The organism is Enterococcus raffinosus, from assembly GCF_018917525.1.
Classification (GTDB): Bacteria; Bacillota; Bacilli; order Lactobacillales; family Enterococcaceae; genus Enterococcus_A; species Enterococcus_A raffinosus_A.
The window spans coordinates 76,715-93,465 of sequence record NZ_JAHLOS010000010.1; the positions used below are offsets into that span (position 1 = coordinate 76,715).

The 16,751-nt window shown below is 38.1% G+C and carries 17 protein-coding genes; 5 read left to right on the forward strand and 12 right to left on the reverse strand.

The window, feature by feature from the left end:
* Positions 1-14 precede the first annotated feature (14 nt).
* From KQI58_RS08865 to KQI58_RS08890, 6 genes are read right to left on the reverse strand one after another with little or no spacing between them, the layout of a single operon-like run.
* Entirely contained in the window at positions 15-962 is a 948-nt protein-coding gene (locus KQI58_RS08865) for a nucleoside hydrolase (protein WP_216408366.1), read from the reverse strand.
* 27 nt (positions 963-989) lie between these two features.
* A complete protein-coding gene (locus tag KQI58_RS08870) occupies positions 990-2,438 on the reverse strand; it encodes an MFS transporter (protein WP_216408368.1) in 1,449 nt (482 codons plus the stop codon).
* Between the two features lie 58 nt (positions 2,439-2,496).
* Complete coding sequence (locus KQI58_RS08875) at positions 2,497-3,306, reverse strand: energy-coupling factor ABC transporter ATP-binding protein (protein ID WP_216408370.1); 810 nt, start codon at positions 3,304-3,306, stop codon at positions 2,497-2,499.
* Complete coding sequence (locus KQI58_RS08880) at positions 3,296-4,138, reverse strand: energy-coupling factor ABC transporter ATP-binding protein (RefSeq protein ID WP_216408371.1); 843 nt, start codon at positions 4,136-4,138, stop codon at positions 3,296-3,298. The genes KQI58_RS08875 and KQI58_RS08880 overlap by 11 nt, the downstream gene beginning before the upstream one ends.
* A gap of 12 nt (positions 4,139-4,150) precedes the next feature.
* Positions 4,151-4,915, reverse strand: coding sequence for an energy-coupling factor transporter transmembrane component T (locus KQI58_RS08885; protein WP_216408373.1), 765 nt, complete (start codon positions 4,913-4,915; stop codon positions 4,151-4,153).
* 12 nt (positions 4,916-4,927) lie between these two features.
* Positions 4,928-5,554 carry an ECF transporter S component gene (locus KQI58_RS08890; RefSeq protein ID WP_216408376.1) on the reverse strand — a complete coding sequence of 209 codons (627 nt, stop codon included), beginning with the start codon at positions 5,552-5,554 and terminating at the stop codon, positions 4,928-4,930.
* A 216-nt stretch (positions 5,555-5,770) separates the two neighbouring features.
* On the opposite strand from KQI58_RS08890, the gene KQI58_RS08895 reads away from it, so the two are divergent.
* Positions 5,771-7,669, forward strand: a complete 1,899-nt coding sequence (locus tag KQI58_RS08895) for a PfkB family carbohydrate kinase (RefSeq protein ID WP_216408378.1) — start codon at positions 5,771-5,773, stop codon at positions 7,667-7,669.
* A gap of 257 nt (positions 7,670-7,926) precedes the next feature.
* Here the strand turns inward: KQI58_RS08895 and KQI58_RS08900 are convergent, their stop codons facing one another.
* The 5 genes from KQI58_RS08900 to KQI58_RS08920 are packed head-to-tail and all read right to left on the reverse strand — an operon-like array spanning position 7,927 to position 12,306.
* Positions 7,927-8,997, reverse strand: a complete 1,071-nt coding sequence (locus KQI58_RS08900; protein WP_216408380.1) for an ABC transporter substrate-binding protein — start codon at positions 8,995-8,997, stop codon at positions 7,927-7,929.
* Positions 8,994-9,839 carry an ABC transporter permease gene (locus tag KQI58_RS08905; RefSeq protein ID WP_216408382.1) on the reverse strand — a complete coding sequence of 282 codons (846 nt, stop codon included), beginning with the start codon at positions 9,837-9,839 and terminating at the stop codon, positions 8,994-8,996. The genes KQI58_RS08900 and KQI58_RS08905 overlap by 4 nt, the downstream gene beginning before the upstream one ends.
* Complete coding sequence (locus KQI58_RS08910) at positions 9,836-10,645, reverse strand: ABC transporter permease (RefSeq protein WP_016181860.1); 810 nt, start codon at positions 10,643-10,645, stop codon at positions 9,836-9,838. Before KQI58_RS08910 ends, KQI58_RS08905 begins: the two co-directional genes overlap by 4 nt.
* Before the next feature lie 12 nt (positions 10,646-10,657).
* Positions 10,658-11,746: an ABC transporter ATP-binding protein gene (locus KQI58_RS08915; RefSeq protein WP_216408383.1), complete on the reverse strand. Its 1,089-nt coding sequence runs from the start codon at positions 11,744-11,746 to the stop codon at positions 10,658-10,660.
* A 17-nt stretch (positions 11,747-11,763) separates the two neighbouring features.
* Positions 11,764-12,306, reverse strand: a complete 543-nt coding sequence (locus tag KQI58_RS08920) for a helix-turn-helix domain-containing protein (RefSeq protein ID WP_049218705.1) — start codon at positions 12,304-12,306, stop codon at positions 11,764-11,766.
* A gap of 598 nt (positions 12,307-12,904) precedes the next feature.
* On the opposite strand from KQI58_RS08920, the gene KQI58_RS08925 reads away from it, so the two are divergent.
* From KQI58_RS08925 to KQI58_RS08940, 4 genes are read left to right on the forward strand one after another with little or no spacing between them, the layout of a single operon-like run.
* A complete protein-coding gene (locus KQI58_RS08925) occupies positions 12,905-13,900 on the forward strand; it encodes a YhdH/YhfP family quinone oxidoreductase (protein WP_216408446.1) in 996 nt (331 codons plus the stop codon).
* Positions 13,897-14,622, forward strand: coding sequence for a phosphopantothenate--cysteine ligase (locus KQI58_RS08930; protein WP_216408386.1), 726 nt, complete (start codon positions 13,897-13,899; stop codon positions 14,620-14,622). The genes KQI58_RS08925 and KQI58_RS08930 overlap by 4 nt, the downstream gene beginning before the upstream one ends.
* Positions 14,619-15,161 carry a phosphopantothenoylcysteine decarboxylase gene (gene coaC / locus KQI58_RS08935; RefSeq protein ID WP_216408388.1) on the forward strand — a complete coding sequence of 181 codons (543 nt, stop codon included), beginning with the start codon at positions 14,619-14,621 and terminating at the stop codon, positions 15,159-15,161. The genes KQI58_RS08930 and coaC overlap by 4 nt, the downstream gene beginning before the upstream one ends.
* A gap of 3 nt (positions 15,162-15,164) precedes the next feature.
* Complete coding sequence (locus KQI58_RS08940) at positions 15,165-15,788, forward strand: ECF transporter S component (RefSeq protein WP_216408390.1); 624 nt, start codon at positions 15,165-15,167, stop codon at positions 15,786-15,788.
* A 46-nt stretch (positions 15,789-15,834) separates the two neighbouring features.
* Here KQI58_RS08940 and murB read toward each other — a convergent pair whose 3' ends face one another.
* A complete protein-coding gene (gene murB / locus KQI58_RS08945) occupies positions 15,835-16,740 on the reverse strand; it encodes a UDP-N-acetylmuramate dehydrogenase (RefSeq protein ID WP_216408392.1) in 906 nt (301 codons plus the stop codon).
* Positions 16,741-16,751 lie beyond the last annotated feature (11 nt).

Here is a 16,751-nt window from a genome sequence, read left to right on the forward strand (position 1 = left end):
GATACTAAATTATCTTATGAAAAATACTTGATCGTATCCATCGTCAATTTTCTGAATTTTTCTAAATCAAGATTAAAAGCAACCTGAACATTTTTTTCTTTCTTATAGACATCATCATAATCAACTACGGTACTGCCTAATGCTAATGTATCACTGGTCTCTACCTGTACATTCATTGGATATACAGTAAACATATCCGGATCAATAACATAAGCGACAGCACATGGATCATGCATATGGATACCCTCGGTGTGCGTTTCATCAGCCCAGAATGGTCGTGTAGTTGTTAAATTGAAAAAATCTAATAGATCAGCCATTGTTGTGGCTACTTGATTCCCAATATTACGAATTTCTTTGATATCGTCTTCAAATAATTGAGCTTTTAATGTCACATCTAAACCAAACATAGCAACTGGAACTCCTGATTTAACTACGATATCTGCCGCTTCAGGGTCCACATAGATGTTAAATTCTGCATGTGGCGTCATATTTCCGCCAAAACAAGCGCCTCCCATAAAGGAAATTAGTTCGATTTTTTCTTTTAGTTCAGGATGCGATAACAAGAAAATCGCAATGTTTGTTAATGGACCAGTAGCGATCAGAGTGATCTTTTCTTCTGATTCTCTTAAAATTTTTGCTATTAGATCGTTCGCTGAAATATCCAAATCAGCAATTGTGGATTCTGGTAGTTCAGCACCATCTATACCAGATTCACCATGAACATCATCTGCAATTATCAATTCACGACGCAACGGCTTTTTCGCACCTCTAGCAACAGGTATCCCTTCACTTTTTGCCAGTGTTAATAATCTCTTCGCATTAATGTATGTTTTTTCTGGAAGTTGATTCCCAGCTGATGTAGTAACTGCTAATAAATCAATCTTCTCTGAAGCAATAGCCATCAATAACGCTAATGCGTCATCATGACCTGGATCACAATCTAAAATCACTTTTTTTGCCATTTTGAATCCTCCAATGCTTTATTATTCCTATTTATTTTGTTGAATTTTTTCACCGTGAGTGTAAATCATTTTTTTAGTGACAATGAATATCACAAGCGCTGCTAGAACTATTACACCGCCAATTAAGAAAATATTTGCATATGTTGAAGCCGCTCCTGCTGCTGAACCGACAACACTACTACCAGACATAACACCAGAAGACATCATCCCTCCAAATACGGCAACACCAACTGACCCAGTGATAGCTTGTACCAAGTCATTGACACCTAATACACGCCCAGATTCCTCAGGAGCAACTGTCAAGGTTGCTGTATCAACAATTGGTGAGTAAAAGAATGAGGTTCCAAAATAATAAATACATGGTGCAAATGCTAACGCCCAAACTTTACCGTGAGGAATAGCAAAAGCAATAGCTAACAAACCTAGACCCATAAAAGATAGTGCCATGATAATAGCAGCTGAACGACCAATTTTTTTAACAACCGGCCCACAAACGAATCCTAAAACCGCTGCCAATAAAATTGAACCAACCAACAACAGTGATACTTCTGCTGAATCAATCCCAAAAACATTTAGTCCGATGGCATTAACACCCGCATTTAATGTGTAGCTAAAGAAGTATCCAATGAATATAACTGACATTGTTGCTATCAATGCAGGATTTTTCAAAAATTCTGGTGTGATAAAAGGATTTTTTGCTTTATTAATATAAACAATAAATAGTACTAACGTTACAACAGATGAGATAGCCCAAAACGCATTCATATCAGTGAAAAACATCGTCATCGCACCAGCGAATGCACCAATCAAGATGAAGCCAATCCAATCAATATTTGCTCCTTCTGCACGTTCATCAGGTAAATTTTTTGCCAACGAAGGAATAAATAGAACAGAAATAATCGGAACAGCGAATAGCCAACGCCAATCAATTTTTGTAATGTAGCCAGCGGCAACAACTCCTAAAGCTGCTGAAAAACGAAAGACAGCCACAAAAATACCATAATAGATTACGCGATTTTCTTTTGCAATATACTTTGAAACTAGAACTAAAAAGACAGAACCGGCCACTTGTCCACCAGCAGATTGTAAAACTCGAGCAATAACGACTGCCCAAATACTACTAGGTCCAAACCCAAAGCCAATGATGGAACCCAAAACAAAAATAATTACTCCAAATAATGTCATTTTTTTCAATGAAACAAAGTCACCCAACGCTCCATAAACCACGCAGACAATTCCTAAAATAATTCCTGGAATTGAAGTGATTAAAGGAGCTAAGTTGGTGGCTCCCAATTGTTGTCCAATATTGACAAAAATCATACCAAAAGCCTGTTGCTCCAAAATACCAAATGTAAATATCAATAAAATCAATGGTATAGCTTTTTTAGCCATTCGATTCATTTTTTCAAACTCTTTACTTCCCTCTTCTGGTATCGGAACACCTATAATTCTCTCATTTTCTTTTGTTGCATCCATATTTTTATCCCCGCTTTCTTAATATATCTATATAAAGGGTGACTTCACCCATTTATCTTTATTGAAGTCTCTTTTTCTCAAAAACCTGCTGGAATTCATTCTTATTAAAAACAGGTTCTGAAAATCCTAATTTTTGTCCCACTCTTGTAATTGGTGGAGGACTTACATAACTAGCTTCTAATACTTCTGGCGAAGAAAATATTACTTCTTTTGTTTCTCTTTTTAATATTTTCCCTTGCGACATAACGACGATTTGATCAAAATTTTTTACAACAAATTTCATATCATGAGTAATCGTTAGACAGAGTTGATGATTTAATTTCAATGCTTCAATAATCCTAGTTAAACGCTGATTTCCTATGATATCTTGCCCGCAAGTAGGTTCATCTAATATGATTACCTCAGGATTCATCATGAGAATAGATCCGATCGTACAGAATTTTTTCTCTGTCGCATTTAAATCGAATGGATGGACGGAAAGTTTATCAGTTAAACCTACTAAATCAGCAATCTTTTCTAATCTTTTATTGATTTCTTTTTTCGATACGCCTTGTTGTTTTGGACCAAATTCAAATTCTTTTTTTACACTTTCCAAAAACAATTGATTATCTGGGTTTTGAAAGACATAACCGATTTTTCGAGACCAAAAAGCCGTCGTATGTTTCTCGATGTTTTCACCATTGATTAGTACCTCTCCCTCAGTCGGTCTCAACAGACCGTTTAAATGCTTAACAAAAGTTGTTTTTCCAGCACCATTTTGACCAATAATCGCGATTGGTTCTATTCCTTCAAATATCGTATTAAGTCCATTTAGGGCAATATCTCCAGAAGGATATTTATGTATGAGATTTTTTATTTCAATCCTCATTCATCAACACCTCCTGCAACCTTTTGACAGCCTGTTCCTCAGTCAAAATAGTCGTATTTAAAAAATAGTCTTTTGTTATTTCATAAAAATCAGGAGCACTCACGCCATATTCCATTAGTCGTGGATTACTAAAAACTCCTTCTGGGGTATCATTTAGGACTAATTTTCCTTCTTTCATCACAAGAATTCTATTTGCCAAACTAGCTATTTTCTCCATGTCATGATCCACCATTATGATTGTCATGCCATTTTCATTCAACGTTTTAACCGTTTTCATAATTTGATGGCTACCCACAGGATCTAGTTGAGTAGTGCATTCATCTAAAATCAAAATCTGAGGCTCTAAAATAATTGCAGCAGCAAGAGCTACTCTTTGTACTTGTCCTCCTGAAAGCTCCAATGGATTTCTGTTTAATAAGTCGGTAATCTGCACTATTTCAGCTACTCTATTGATTTTTTCGATCATAGTTTCTTTGGTTAACCCTCTATTTCCTAAGCCAAAAGCTAATTCCTCACTTACAGTATCAGCTGTATAGGATAGTTGATTAAACGGATTTTGAAAAACTAGACCAACTGTTTGTGATAACTCACCAACTCCAATGTCCGAGATACTTTTCCCCTTAACTCTTATTTCTCCATCTGTATGACCTATAAAATAATTTGGAATTAATCCTGATAATGCATTACACAAAGTTGATTTTCCAGCCCCGTTTGCTCCTATTACTGCAACAAAATCTCCTGATTGTACTTTAAAACTTATGTTCCTTAGAGCTGCTTTTGGAGCTTCATTGTAGCGATAAGAAAAATTTATTGATTCAACTAAGTTATTCATCTACTCACCTCACTATTTCCAAAATCGAACAATCAAACATAGTAATAAGAAAAAAAAGGAAAACCCTTTTAGAAAGGAATCACTAGGTCTATGTTTCACTTCAATCAATGTTGTTGGTTTGATTCCTTTAATACTAAAACCCCTTGTCTCAAGGGTCATCCCTCTCTCTTGAGCATCTGTCAAAGAAGATAGAACAACCGGTCCTATTAGCGGTAGAAACGCTTTCGCTCGTTGTAAGAAAGACCCTGTTACTTCAACCCCGCGAGATTCTTGTGCTTCTTGAATAATTTTCACTTTTCTTTGCATTTGTGGAACAACATTGAGGCTAGCCAAAATAAGATAGCCGATTTTCATATTTAGCCCCGATTGAGTTAATGCAGCAACTGTTTCTGAATTTTTAGTTGTATTTAAAAAAAGATAGAAAGTCGTCAAAAAAACTAATAAGGTAGAAGAAATTTTTAACGCATACAAAGTTCCTTCTAAACCGAGGCTAGCAAACCCTAAATCAGCTATGATTATCGTATTTTTAGGACTATATAATCCTTGGATAAAAAGTAACATCAACGTAACTGGAATTCCGAAGCCCAGTATCAATAAACTAACTTTTCTACCTGTTCCCATGAAAAAAGAAAGAATTAGAATAACTGCTAACAGATAGTATCCTAAAAAAGAACTGGGATAGATCATACAACCTATTCCTAAACTTAGGACTAGTAATAATTTAGTGATCGGATTCAACTCTCTAATAAATCCATATATTTTATTATTCGTCTTCACAAAATTTCACCTTCAGTTTTTCGTTTTTACATTGGTCAGCGAAGCATTGTCTAGTGGCGCATATTGGCTAGAAAAACGTTTAGGTATTTTTTTTACCAACCAATAGACGATTAGAAAAACTAATCCCTTATCAATTAAATTCTCTATTAATGATGTTGAAAATACAGAAAAAACGATTTCTTTTGTAGCCGCTATCAATGCTGCTGTTGCAAGTGAACTCGTGTTAATTCCTGTTGCTCCACCATATACAAAGATAGTAATTAAAGATGAAGTGAAAGAATTCGTCAACGTACAGGCTAACCAAGTGAATATCGCTCCACCAATGTTCTTAAAAAATCCAGCCATTACTAAATATCCTGTTACTAATCCACATAAGATACTGACAAGTGCATAAGGGAAAAAAACTGGATTTGTCACAATTGCCAAAAATAGATTAGTGATCAGACCGCAAAGCGCTGCTACCCAAGGGCCGGCCAAACATGCTACTAAAACGGTACCAATCATATCTAGAAATAGTGGTAACTTTAACGCTGAACAGAGTGTGCCACCAATCAAGTTGATTCCAACAGCGATTGGTATCAATACAAGTACCTTTGTCGAAAAATTCTTATGGAGAAATGCTTGAAAGTATTTTTTCATTGTAGTTCCCCTTTTTAAAGTATGATAAAATCAATTTAAGAAAACATTTTCGGAAAACGTTTTCCTTGATTAGAATTTATCATCACGTAAAAGGTTTGTCAATACAATTTTTTGAGTACTAAAAAATTTTTGTTCTTTTTAATCAAACTCACTTGACCCTTTTTGAATTGGTTGAGTATGATGAGAAGGAAGATAACGAGGACAAAGGAGAACTGTATGAATATAAGAGATATTGCAAAATTGGCTGGAGTATCTGTATCTACGGTTTCAAAAATCGTAAATAAAAAGGACGCCAGTATTAGTAACGAAACTCGTGAAAGGGTTTTAAAAATAGTTCATGAATACAATTACACTCCCTATTCATCTACTATTAACTCCACAACAACTACTGGCTCTATTGGTATATTGGTTAACTCAGATAAATATGTGGATAATGCCTTAAACGGAATGATTGAGTACGCGCAGCAAAGGGGTTATAGTCCAATAATTCTTAATAGTCTTGGAGATCACAAACAAGAACTCAGAAATATTACCTCCTTATGTACAAAACAGGTGGACGGAATAATTTGGGACCCGATAAATGAAAGCAGTTTAAAAAACTTAAAACATATTGAATCCTTGAATATTCCGCGTGTGTTATTGGGAAAATGGAAAGATGGACTATCCTATTTTATTCCATATGAAGAGAATTCCTACTTTCTAACAAAACAATTGATCGAGAAAAAACACAAAAGAATCGCCTGTATTGTCCGAGATGATAAAAGTAAAGAACATTTTATTAATGGGTATAAAAAAGCTCTCTTTAAGTACAATTTGAAGTTCAATGATTCAATGATCATCAATACATTAGATTTTTCAATCAATGATTTTATTATTGAAAAACAAATTTCTGGGTTCGTATCTGCTGATTTTTATAAATCAATTGAACTCTACAATTTGACCATGCAAGGTGGTCTTAAAGCACCTAAAGATTATTCATTACTTTCTATTCGTAACGATACAGATATAGAATTTAAGAATTATCAAAATTCCCTTTCTACTATCACTATCAACCAGACAAATTTTGGTGCTCATATATGCCAAGCACTCATTAACTTGATTACCAATGCGGAAGAGCCAGAACCATTTTATGAAAAAATGGTTTTGGACAATACAAACTCAATTGGAATTCCAGCAGAAAATGACCGCCAAAAAATTCTGGTAGTTGGAAGTATAAATATGGATACTTATCTCTATTCTTCAAAGCTTCCTCATAACGGTGCGACAAATTTTTTGTCTAATCTAAGCAAACGTCCAGGTGGAAAAGGACTAAACCAAGCAATTGGAACAGCAAAACTTGGGCATCAAGTTCGTTTGATCGGTTGTATAGGAACAGATAGTGACTCAAATACAATGTTTCAAGAGCTCAAAAAAAATAGTGTGGATACTGAGGGCATCATACGCTCAAATGATACAGAAACAGGTCAGGCTTATATTTCTGTGGAATCTAGTGGTGATTCAATGATTTCGATTCTACCAGGAGCAAATGCAGAATTATCACCTACATTTATCAAAAATAAACATGAGCTATTCTCAAATGTGAAATATTGCCTTGTACAAACAGAGATTCCAATTGATGCAGTAGAAATCACTTGTACATTAGCTACAGAAAATGACGTTAAAACAATATTGAAACCTTCTGCTTCAAAAAAAATTCCTAATTCTCTTTTGGCCAAAGTAGATTACCTCATTCCAAATGAGGAAGAATTAACTTCATTATGCCCAGATTATGAAACGATCGAAGAAAAGGCCAATTTTTTGATTTCAAAAGGTGTCGGAAATGTTATTGTTACGTTAGGTAAAAATGGCTGTTTCTTAAAGAATTCTAAGCAAGAAAAATATTTCCCAGCTGCCAACTTCTCCGCAATCGATAGCACTGGAGCAAGTGACGCGTTTATTAGTGCATTGTCTGCATATTTGTTACGAGAATATTGTTTAGAAAAAGCTATCCAAATCGCTATTTATGCAGCAGGATTCCTTGTCTCGCGCGACGGTATTACAACTGCTCTCGTTGATCGAACGACACTAGAAAGCTATATTGCTAAAAAAGAACCTCAACTATTGTTAAAAGATTAGTTCTTTGTCTTGATTGGATATCTCTCTTTGAAAGCATTATTTTACATTTATGCTGTATTCAAGAGTTAATTTTTCCGAATAGTTTATTTCCGTTAATATGAGAATAGATGAAAAAAAGCGAGTAGTTGAATGATCAAAACTCCGATCATAACTACTCGCGATAAAAAAACGGCATAATCACCGTTTTTTTTATTGAAAACTGGCAATAAAATGCGGATTTCTCCACTATTTTAAAGTTGATTTTATTGTCTCTGATATTATTTCCGATACATCTTAAACTCCAAATACAAATCATTATAAATCCCCAGATACTTAGGACCTAAATCTTTATAAACTTCCAAATGACTAATGGTCTCATCGTCTGGATAAAATTGCTTGTCACCAGAAATACTTTTTGGCAGCATCGCCAACGCTTTTTTATTCGGTGTTGAATAACCGATATATTCGGCGTTTCGCTTGGCTGATTCTGGTTTCAGCATAAAGTTGATAAAGTCATAGGCGCCTTCTTGATTTTTAGAAGTCTTGGGAATGACGATATTATCAAACCACAGATTTGAACCTTCGGGTGGGATCACGTAATGGAGATGTTCGTTTTCCGACATCATATCCGCTGCTTCCCCAGAAAAGGTCACCGCAACGGCACTTTCTTCATTGGCCATATACATTTTGATCTCATCAGCAACGATCGCTTTGACATTAGGCGTCAAGCTGCTTAATTTCTTGATAGCCTGATTTAGCTGTGTCATATCCTTACTATTGATGGAATAGCCTAAGGTAGTTAATGATAAGCCCATGACCTCTCGGGCACCATCGATTAGCATGATATTGTTCTTTAATTCTGGACGCCATAGATCATTCCAGTGTTTGATTTTGTCTCCAGCGACAAATTTATCATTATAGACAATTCCTAAGGTTCCCCAGAAATACGGAATCGAATACTTATTGTCCTTATCAAAATCTAAATCCAAAAAGCGCGGATCAATATGTTCTAAGCCCTGAATTTTTGAATGATCCAATGGCAATAGTAATTTCTCTTTTTTCATTTTTTGGATCATGTATTCGCTAGGAATCGCGATATCATAGGCTGTTCCGCCTTGTTTGATTTTGGCCTCCATGGCTTCATTTGAATCGAAGGTTTCGTAGTTGACCTTATAGCCATATTCTTTTTCAAACTGCTTGATTAACTCTGGATCGATGTAATCGCCCCAATTATAAATGTTCAAAACTTTTGAACTGGCATTAGAAGAATGATTTAAGCGAATGACCAAAAATGTCAGTAAGAGAATGATGACGACGACACCGATAAAAAGTGATTGTAATTTTCTCATTTCAGTACTGCCACCTCCTCAAAATCACGTTTGCGTTTCCGCGCTTTCTTTGAGGTATCGCGACTAATAAAGTAATAACCCACGACTAATAGTAGAGAGAAAATAAAGACGAGGGTCGATAAGGCGTTGATTTCTAAACTGATCCCTTGTCGAGCCCGTGAATAGATTTCGACTGAAAGTGTCGTAAAGCCATTTCCGGTAACAAAGAAGGTTACGGCAAAATCATCCAATGAATAGGTGAAAGCCATAAAATATCCGGCAATGATTCCCGGTGTCAAAAACGGCAAAATAATATTGGATAACACTTGAAAATTGTTCGCCCCTAAATCTCGTGCCGCATCGATCATGGAATCATTCATTTCCTTCAGCTTCGGTAACACCATTAAAACAACGATGGGAATACTAAAGGCGATATGAGAAAGCAGCACACTGACAAAGCCCAGCTGGAAGTTCTTCAAGACCCCGCCAAGCATGGTAAAAAGAATCAAAAAGCTGGCGCCAATGATAACGTCTGGCGAAACCATCAAGATATTATTCAACCCCAATAGGACATTTCTCGAATTGCGCTTGCGTGTATAATAAATCCCCATCGCACCAAAAGTCCCAATAATCGTCGCCAACAATGCGGACAAAAATGCCAGCACAAAGGTCTGAACGACAATACTAATCAAGCGACTATCTGAAAACAGGCTTTGATAATGTTCCCATGTAAATCCTGTAAAGCTGCTCATATTACCGCCCTGATTAAAGGAATAAAAAATCAAATAAAAGATCGGAATGTACAATAGAATAAACACAAAGATCAAATAAACAGTGGACCAGGAAAATTTTCTTCTTCTCATTTCACCCGACCTCCCTTACGCTTTTCACCGGTTAGCATCATCACAATAAACATAGCCACGATCAGAATCACACCGATCGTAGACCCCATGCCCCAATTCTGTGTCACCAAGAAATGTTCTTCGATTGCTGTACCTAGCGTGATCACGCGGTTTCCACCAATTAAGCGCGTCAGCATGAAGAGTGAGAGCGACGGGATAAAGACAGCCTGAACACCGCTTTTTACGCCATTCAAGGAAAGCGGAAAAATTACTCGACGAAATGTATCAAAGTTATTTGCGCCTAGATCGCGACTAGCACTGATCAACGAAGGATTGATTTCCTCTAATGCATTGAAAATCGGCATGATCATAAACGGCAGTTCGATATAAGCCGCCACAAACATAAAACTAAAATCCGTGAAGAGCAGTTGCTTCTGTCCGATCCCGATAAAACTCAAGAAATCATTGACCGATCCGTTCGCACTAAAAATACCGATAAAGGCATATGCCTTCAGCAATAAATTAATCCATGTCGGCAAAACAACCAGCAGCAGTAATAGTTGGCGATGCTTCAATTTTGATAAAAAGTACGCCGTCGGATAGCTGATCAACAGCGTCATCAACGTAATCAAAAACGCAAACAAGACTGAATTGACGGTCATCATCAAGTAAGTTTTTGAGGTTAAGTACGTGTGATAATTGGTTAACGTAAAATTACCATTCATATCAAAGAAAGACTGATAGACGATCAAAATCACTGGCGCAATGACAAAAAACAGCAGCCAAAAAAAGTAAGGAATCGAGTATAAACGACGCATATTTTTCATAGTGATCCCTCCCTAATCTTCATAGCTTTCCAAACGAGCTTCGAAGTCTTCTTCACTTTCGTTGAAGCGCATGACGTGAATGTCCTCTGGTTCAAAGTACAGTCCAACTTTGCTGCCTTTTTTGGCTTTCTTCGTCGAATGAACCATCCATTCGTTTCCGTCCGCATCAATACAGTTCATTTCGTAATGAACCCCACGAAACAGCTGCGTGTCCACCGTAACCACCAGCTTGCCTTGTTCAGGCGTGGTCAGCGTTAAGTCTTCCGGACGCAAAACCACTTCAACCGGTTCATTAGGACGCATCCCACCATCGACACATTCAAAGGTTTTGCCGACAAATTTGACCAGGTTATCCTCCACCATTTCACCAGCAACAATATTACTTTCTCCGACAAAATCCGCGACAAAATGATTGATTGGTTCATCATAGATATCAACTGGTGTACCGCTTTGTACGATCTTGCCTTTATTCATCACAAAAATCTCATCACTCATAGCCAACGCTTCTTCTTGGTCATGGGTCACGAAAATAAAGGTAATGCCTAAACGTTTTTGCAACGCACGCAATTCATACTGCATATCAGTTCGTAATTTCAAATCCAAAGCTGACAATGGTTCATCTAATAATAAAATCTTCGGTTCGTTGACAATCGCCCGCGCAATCGCCACCCGCTGACGTTGACCACCAGACATTTCGGTGATTTCACGATTCTCATAACCAGGTAGCTGAACCAGCTTCAATGCCTCTAAAACTTTTTTCTCAATCTCCTTTTTAGACAGCTTTTTGATCTTCAAGCCAAAGGCAACATTATCAAAAACATTCATGTGAGGAAACAAGGCATAATCTTGAAAGACTGTATTGACCTGACGTTTATTAGCCGGAATATCGTTCATCCGTTTTCCCTCAAAAAAAATATCGCCTTCACTAACGTCTGTGAAACCGGCGATAATTCGTAAAATCGTTGTTTTTCCGCAGCCAGAAGGTCCTAATAAGGTATAAAAACGTCCCTCCTCGATATCAAAATTTATTTTCTTCAATACGGGATCATCATCATCGTATTGTTTGATCACATCTTTAAAGGAAATAATTGTGTTTGTCATGACTTCACGTCCTTTTTCTATAAGTAAGATTCTGTAGCGACGATCAACACTTTGCTGACTCCATTCGCTTGGTTTTGCAGCCGATGCGGTTTACTCGCTTCGTAATAGATACTCTCGCCTTTTTCCGCCTCATATAAGGTTTCGCCAAATTGCAGCGCCACCTTGCCTTTTAGTACATAGATAAACGTTTCTGATAAGGAAGGTGTAAACTGTTTATATTGTCCCTCTTTATCTAGCGTTAATAGAATTGGTTCCATTTCCTTCTCATTCGATTCAGGAATCAGCCACTTAATATGATAGCCGTGTTCCTCATCACTGTAAAAAGTAGTGTCTTCATCCTTATAGACGATTTTCTGATCACCGGTCTTTTGCTTGAAAAATTCAGCTGGTGTCACACCTAGAACTTCTAAAATATCAAAAAAAGTCTCCATAGAAGGAGAACTTAGGTCACGTTCCAACTGAGAGATGTATCCCTTGGATAAATCGGTTCGTTCACCTAACTCTTCTTGCGTTAAATTTTTTTGGATTCTAAGATTTCGCAGCTTCTCACCAATCTCCATACTCTCAGTCCTCCATTCCTTGTTTGCTAATAGTAAACTTCTTGTTTAATAGCACCATTCCAGTATACGAACTTTTTCCTAAAAATCAAGCGATCTGAATGAAATTCTTTCACGATTTTAATGGAAATTAATAAGAAAATAAATTTGCTTTTTCTTTCATTTCCGCTAAGATAATAGTAACCGATTTTGCGAGTCCAACTTTTCGCAGTTTGCTTTGACTGAGATGGTTATAAACTTATTCGATCCAAGTATTAGACATGATGTTTAGTTGGATCGTATGCGTACGAAGATCCCAGTATTTTTCGCGCTTTTAGAAAAATGCTTCCTTTACCATGAGCTAGCTGCGAGTCCAACTTTTCGCAGTTTGCTTTGGCTGAGAAGGTTATAGAGCTGTCCGATCCAAGCATTAGACATGATGTTTAGTTGGATCGTATGCGTACGAAGATCCCGGTATTTTTCACGCTTTTCGAAAAATACTTCCTTACTATGAGGTAGCTGCGAGTCCTTTTTCGGCTCAAATATGATTACCCAATATTTATCAAAAATCATGGGATTTATCCCAATAAAAAAATCCTAACAGGAACAAGGAGGAGAACCAATAGTGACTTATCGCCGTTTACGTGTAATGAATGATGAAACCCTTCACACAGAGATTGAGAGCTTTACCAAACCTGAGATAAAAGAAAATGAAGTATTGATTAAGGTGGATTATTCTGGTATCAACTATAAGGACGCCTTAGCAACCAAAGCCAATACTGGTGTATTGCGCGAGTATCCAATGACACCGGGGATTGATTTAGCTGGTACCATCATTGAAAGTAAAGATGAAAAATTTCATGCTGGTGACGAAGTATTAGTCACTGGCTACGGCCTAGGTGTCAAGCACGATGGCGGCTTAAGCGATGTACAAGCTGTTCCCGCTTCGTGGATTGTTGCATTGCCTGAAGGCTTGTCTGCAAAACAGGCGATGACCTTTGGGACAGCTGGATTTACGGCTGCACTAGCGGTGGATGCACTGCAAACTCATGGATTAACTGCTGAGAGTCGGGTATTAGTTACTGGGGCGACCGGTGGTGTTGGCGGTTTTGCTCTGCATTTTCTAAAACAAATCGGCTGTAAAGAGATCACTGCGCTAAGTCGAAAAGAGGATCAACAGAGTTACTTGCAGCAGTTAGGAGCAACCTCGGTTCTCTCTCCTGCTGAACTGTTTCCAGAAAAAGCCCGTCCGTTGAATAAGCAGCTCTTTGATTTTGTCATTGACACGGTCGGCGGCGATACGCTTGCTCAGGTTCTGCCTTTTATTAACTATGGCGGCAGTGCTGCTTTATGCGGAAATGCTGGCGGCATCAAACTGAGTACAACTGTCTTGCCTTTTATTTTACGAGGTGTTAACTTATTAGGCATCGATTCAGTCGAAGCCTCTATGGAGCAACGTCAAAAGCTTTGGCAAAAAATGGCGAATGAATGGGCTTTGCCTGATCATTTCCAAGTCCAACAAATTGAATTAGAGCAAGTATTGGAAACGGCAAATGCCCTGTTAGAAGGAAAACATGTAGGACGTACAATCGTTGCTTTAGGGGGAACAAACCAGTGAGAATTCTAATAACTTCAGGCGGTACTTCAGAAAAAATTGATGATGTCCGCGCGATAACGAATCACTCCAGCGGAAAGCTAGGCAAAGCGATTGCGGAAAGCTTTGCGAAAGAGAACGCGACAATTGATATGATTACTACACGTCACGCGGTAAAACCTGAAGGGAAAATGATTCATCATCACTTAATCGACTCTACCGCAGACCTTGAAAAAACATTGAAGGATTTAATGACAGAAAATACGTATGATGCAGTCATCCATAGCATGGCGGTCAGTGATTTCACACCAGAAAGTTCGGTCACTCTTGAAGATCTTGAAGCAACAATGGCAGCAAAACCAGTAGACTTACCAAAAGCCTTAGTAGAAGTTGCCAATGAGCGAACAGAGAAAAAAATCTCTTCTGATACCGATCATCTAGTCGTTGTTCTGAAGAAAACACCAAAAATCATTTCTTTGATCAAAAAATTGCAGCCGCAAACGATTTTGGTTGGCTTTAAATTATTAGTTGACGTACCGATGATTGAATTATTAAATGTAGCAAAGGCCAGTCTTGAAAAAAATCAAGCTGATTTTATCTTGGCAAATGATTTAACGGAAATTCGCGGTGAAAAACATCATGGCTATCTGATCAACAGGCAGCATAAAGTAAAAGAAGCACAGACAAAGACTGAAATTGCTGAACTGATCAAACAAGAAGTTATGAAACTGGAGGAAGCAAAATGAAAAACATCTTACTAGGAGTCAGCGGCAGCATCTCTGCCTATAAAGCAGCCGACATTACCAACCAATTGACCAAATTAGGCTATAACTTAGATGTTGTGATGACCAAGAGCAGTACGGAATTCATCACGCCCTTAACGATCCAATCCTTGTCGCATCGCCTTGTCCATCTGGATGTAATGGATGAACCCGATGCCGCATTGATCAATCATATTGCTTTGGCTAAGGCAGCCGATCTCTTTCTGGTTGCCCCTGCTTCAGCCAATATTATCGGCAAATTAGCCAACGGCATCGCTGATGATTTACTATCAACCGTAGCTTTAGCATTGCTGCCGGATACACCAAAAGTTATCGCGCCAGCTATGAATACTTATATGTATCAAAATCCGATCGTCCAACGAAATTTGGCGACACTAAAAGAAGTCGGCTATCAAGAAATCGAACCCAGAGAGGCCTTGTTAGCTTGCGGCGATTATGGCCGTGGTGCTTTAGCAGATATTGCTGAAATTGTGCATATCGTAAATTCAAAATTGAAGGAGTAACAAATGAAAGAGAAAAATGTTAGAAGTTTCACTTTGACCGCGATGTTTTTAGCCATCATGATTATTTTAGCGGTCACACCCCTGGGATTCATTCCAATCGGCCCGATCTATGCGACAACAATGCATATCCCAGTGATTATTGCTTCGATTGTCTTGGGACCGCGAATTGGGGCTGGACTAGGAGCCGTCTTCGGTGTCATTAGTTTGGTCAGAGCAACAATCATCATCACACCAATGTCATTTGTCTTTTCGCCTTTTATCGCAAATCCATTAACGAATCAAGGCGATTGGCGTGCGATTATCGTAGCAATTATTCCTCGTATTTTAATTGGTGTGGTGCCCTACTTCGTTTACAAAGGATTACATGCCCTAATGAAGCAAAAGGCCCTGCCAGTTAGTCTATTCATTGCTGGACTAGCAGGCTCAATGACAAATACAATTTTAGTCATGAACTTGATCTTTTTCTTCTTTAAAGACAGCTACGCAAATGTATTGCAAGTCACAGCAGATGCCGTCTATGGTGTCATCCTGGGAATTATCTTCGGCAGCGGTTTAGTTGAAGCAGCGGTTGCCGGTATCGCAACGATGGCCGTTTGTGCTGTTCTATTGCGCTTAATGAAAAAATAGAAAAATGCTTGGAAGAAAGCCATCACGGTTTTCCTCCAAGCATTTTTTATTTCGGTTCTTCACCTAGAATTCGGACCTCTGTTTCTAAGGTCACACCAAATTTTTCTTTAATCGTTTTTTGAATATGAGCAATCAACTCAATGTAATCTGTCGCTGTCGCGTTGTTGATATTAACGATAAAACCAGCGTGCTTTTCAGAGATTTGCGCGCCACCCCATACTAACCCTTGCAAGCCAGCGTCCTGAATTAATTTCCCCGTGAAATGACCAATCGGGCGTTTGAAGACACTTCCGCATGAAGGGTATTCTAGCGGCTGCTTCAATTCACGCAATTCTGTAAGTTCCTTCATCCGTTTTTCGATTTGGTCGTGATCACCTGGTGTTAATTTAAAGGTCGCACTCAAAACAATTGCTGGTTGATCTTGAATCGCTGAGTGACGGTAAGAAAAATTCATTTGATCCTTATACCATGTTTCAAATGTACCATCAGCTAATAATACATCCACTGATTCAAAAACATCTTCCAGCTGCCCATCATATGCACCAGCATTCATGAAGACCGCTCCACCAATACTCCCAGGAATACCACAAGCAAATTCGAATCCGGTCAACGAATGATCCAACGCAACGTATGTTGTGTCGATTAACTTAACACCAGCCTGAGCAGTAATCGTATCTTCTTCAGCACGGATCGTTGTCATATCCGTCAGCATGATCACTAATCCGCGAATACCTCCGTCACGGACAATTAAATTGCTGGCATTGCCTAAAACAATCCAAGGAATGTCATTTGAACGGCAGTAATCAACTAATGCTTTCACTTCTTCGTTGTCTTTGGGAAATGCTAGAGCGTCCACAGGTCCGCCAGTTTTTGTAAAGGTATAATTCATTAAAGGTTCATCCAAAAGGACTTTCACATTTGGTAGTGCGCTCGATAATTCAGTAATTTTCACTTTGATAAGCC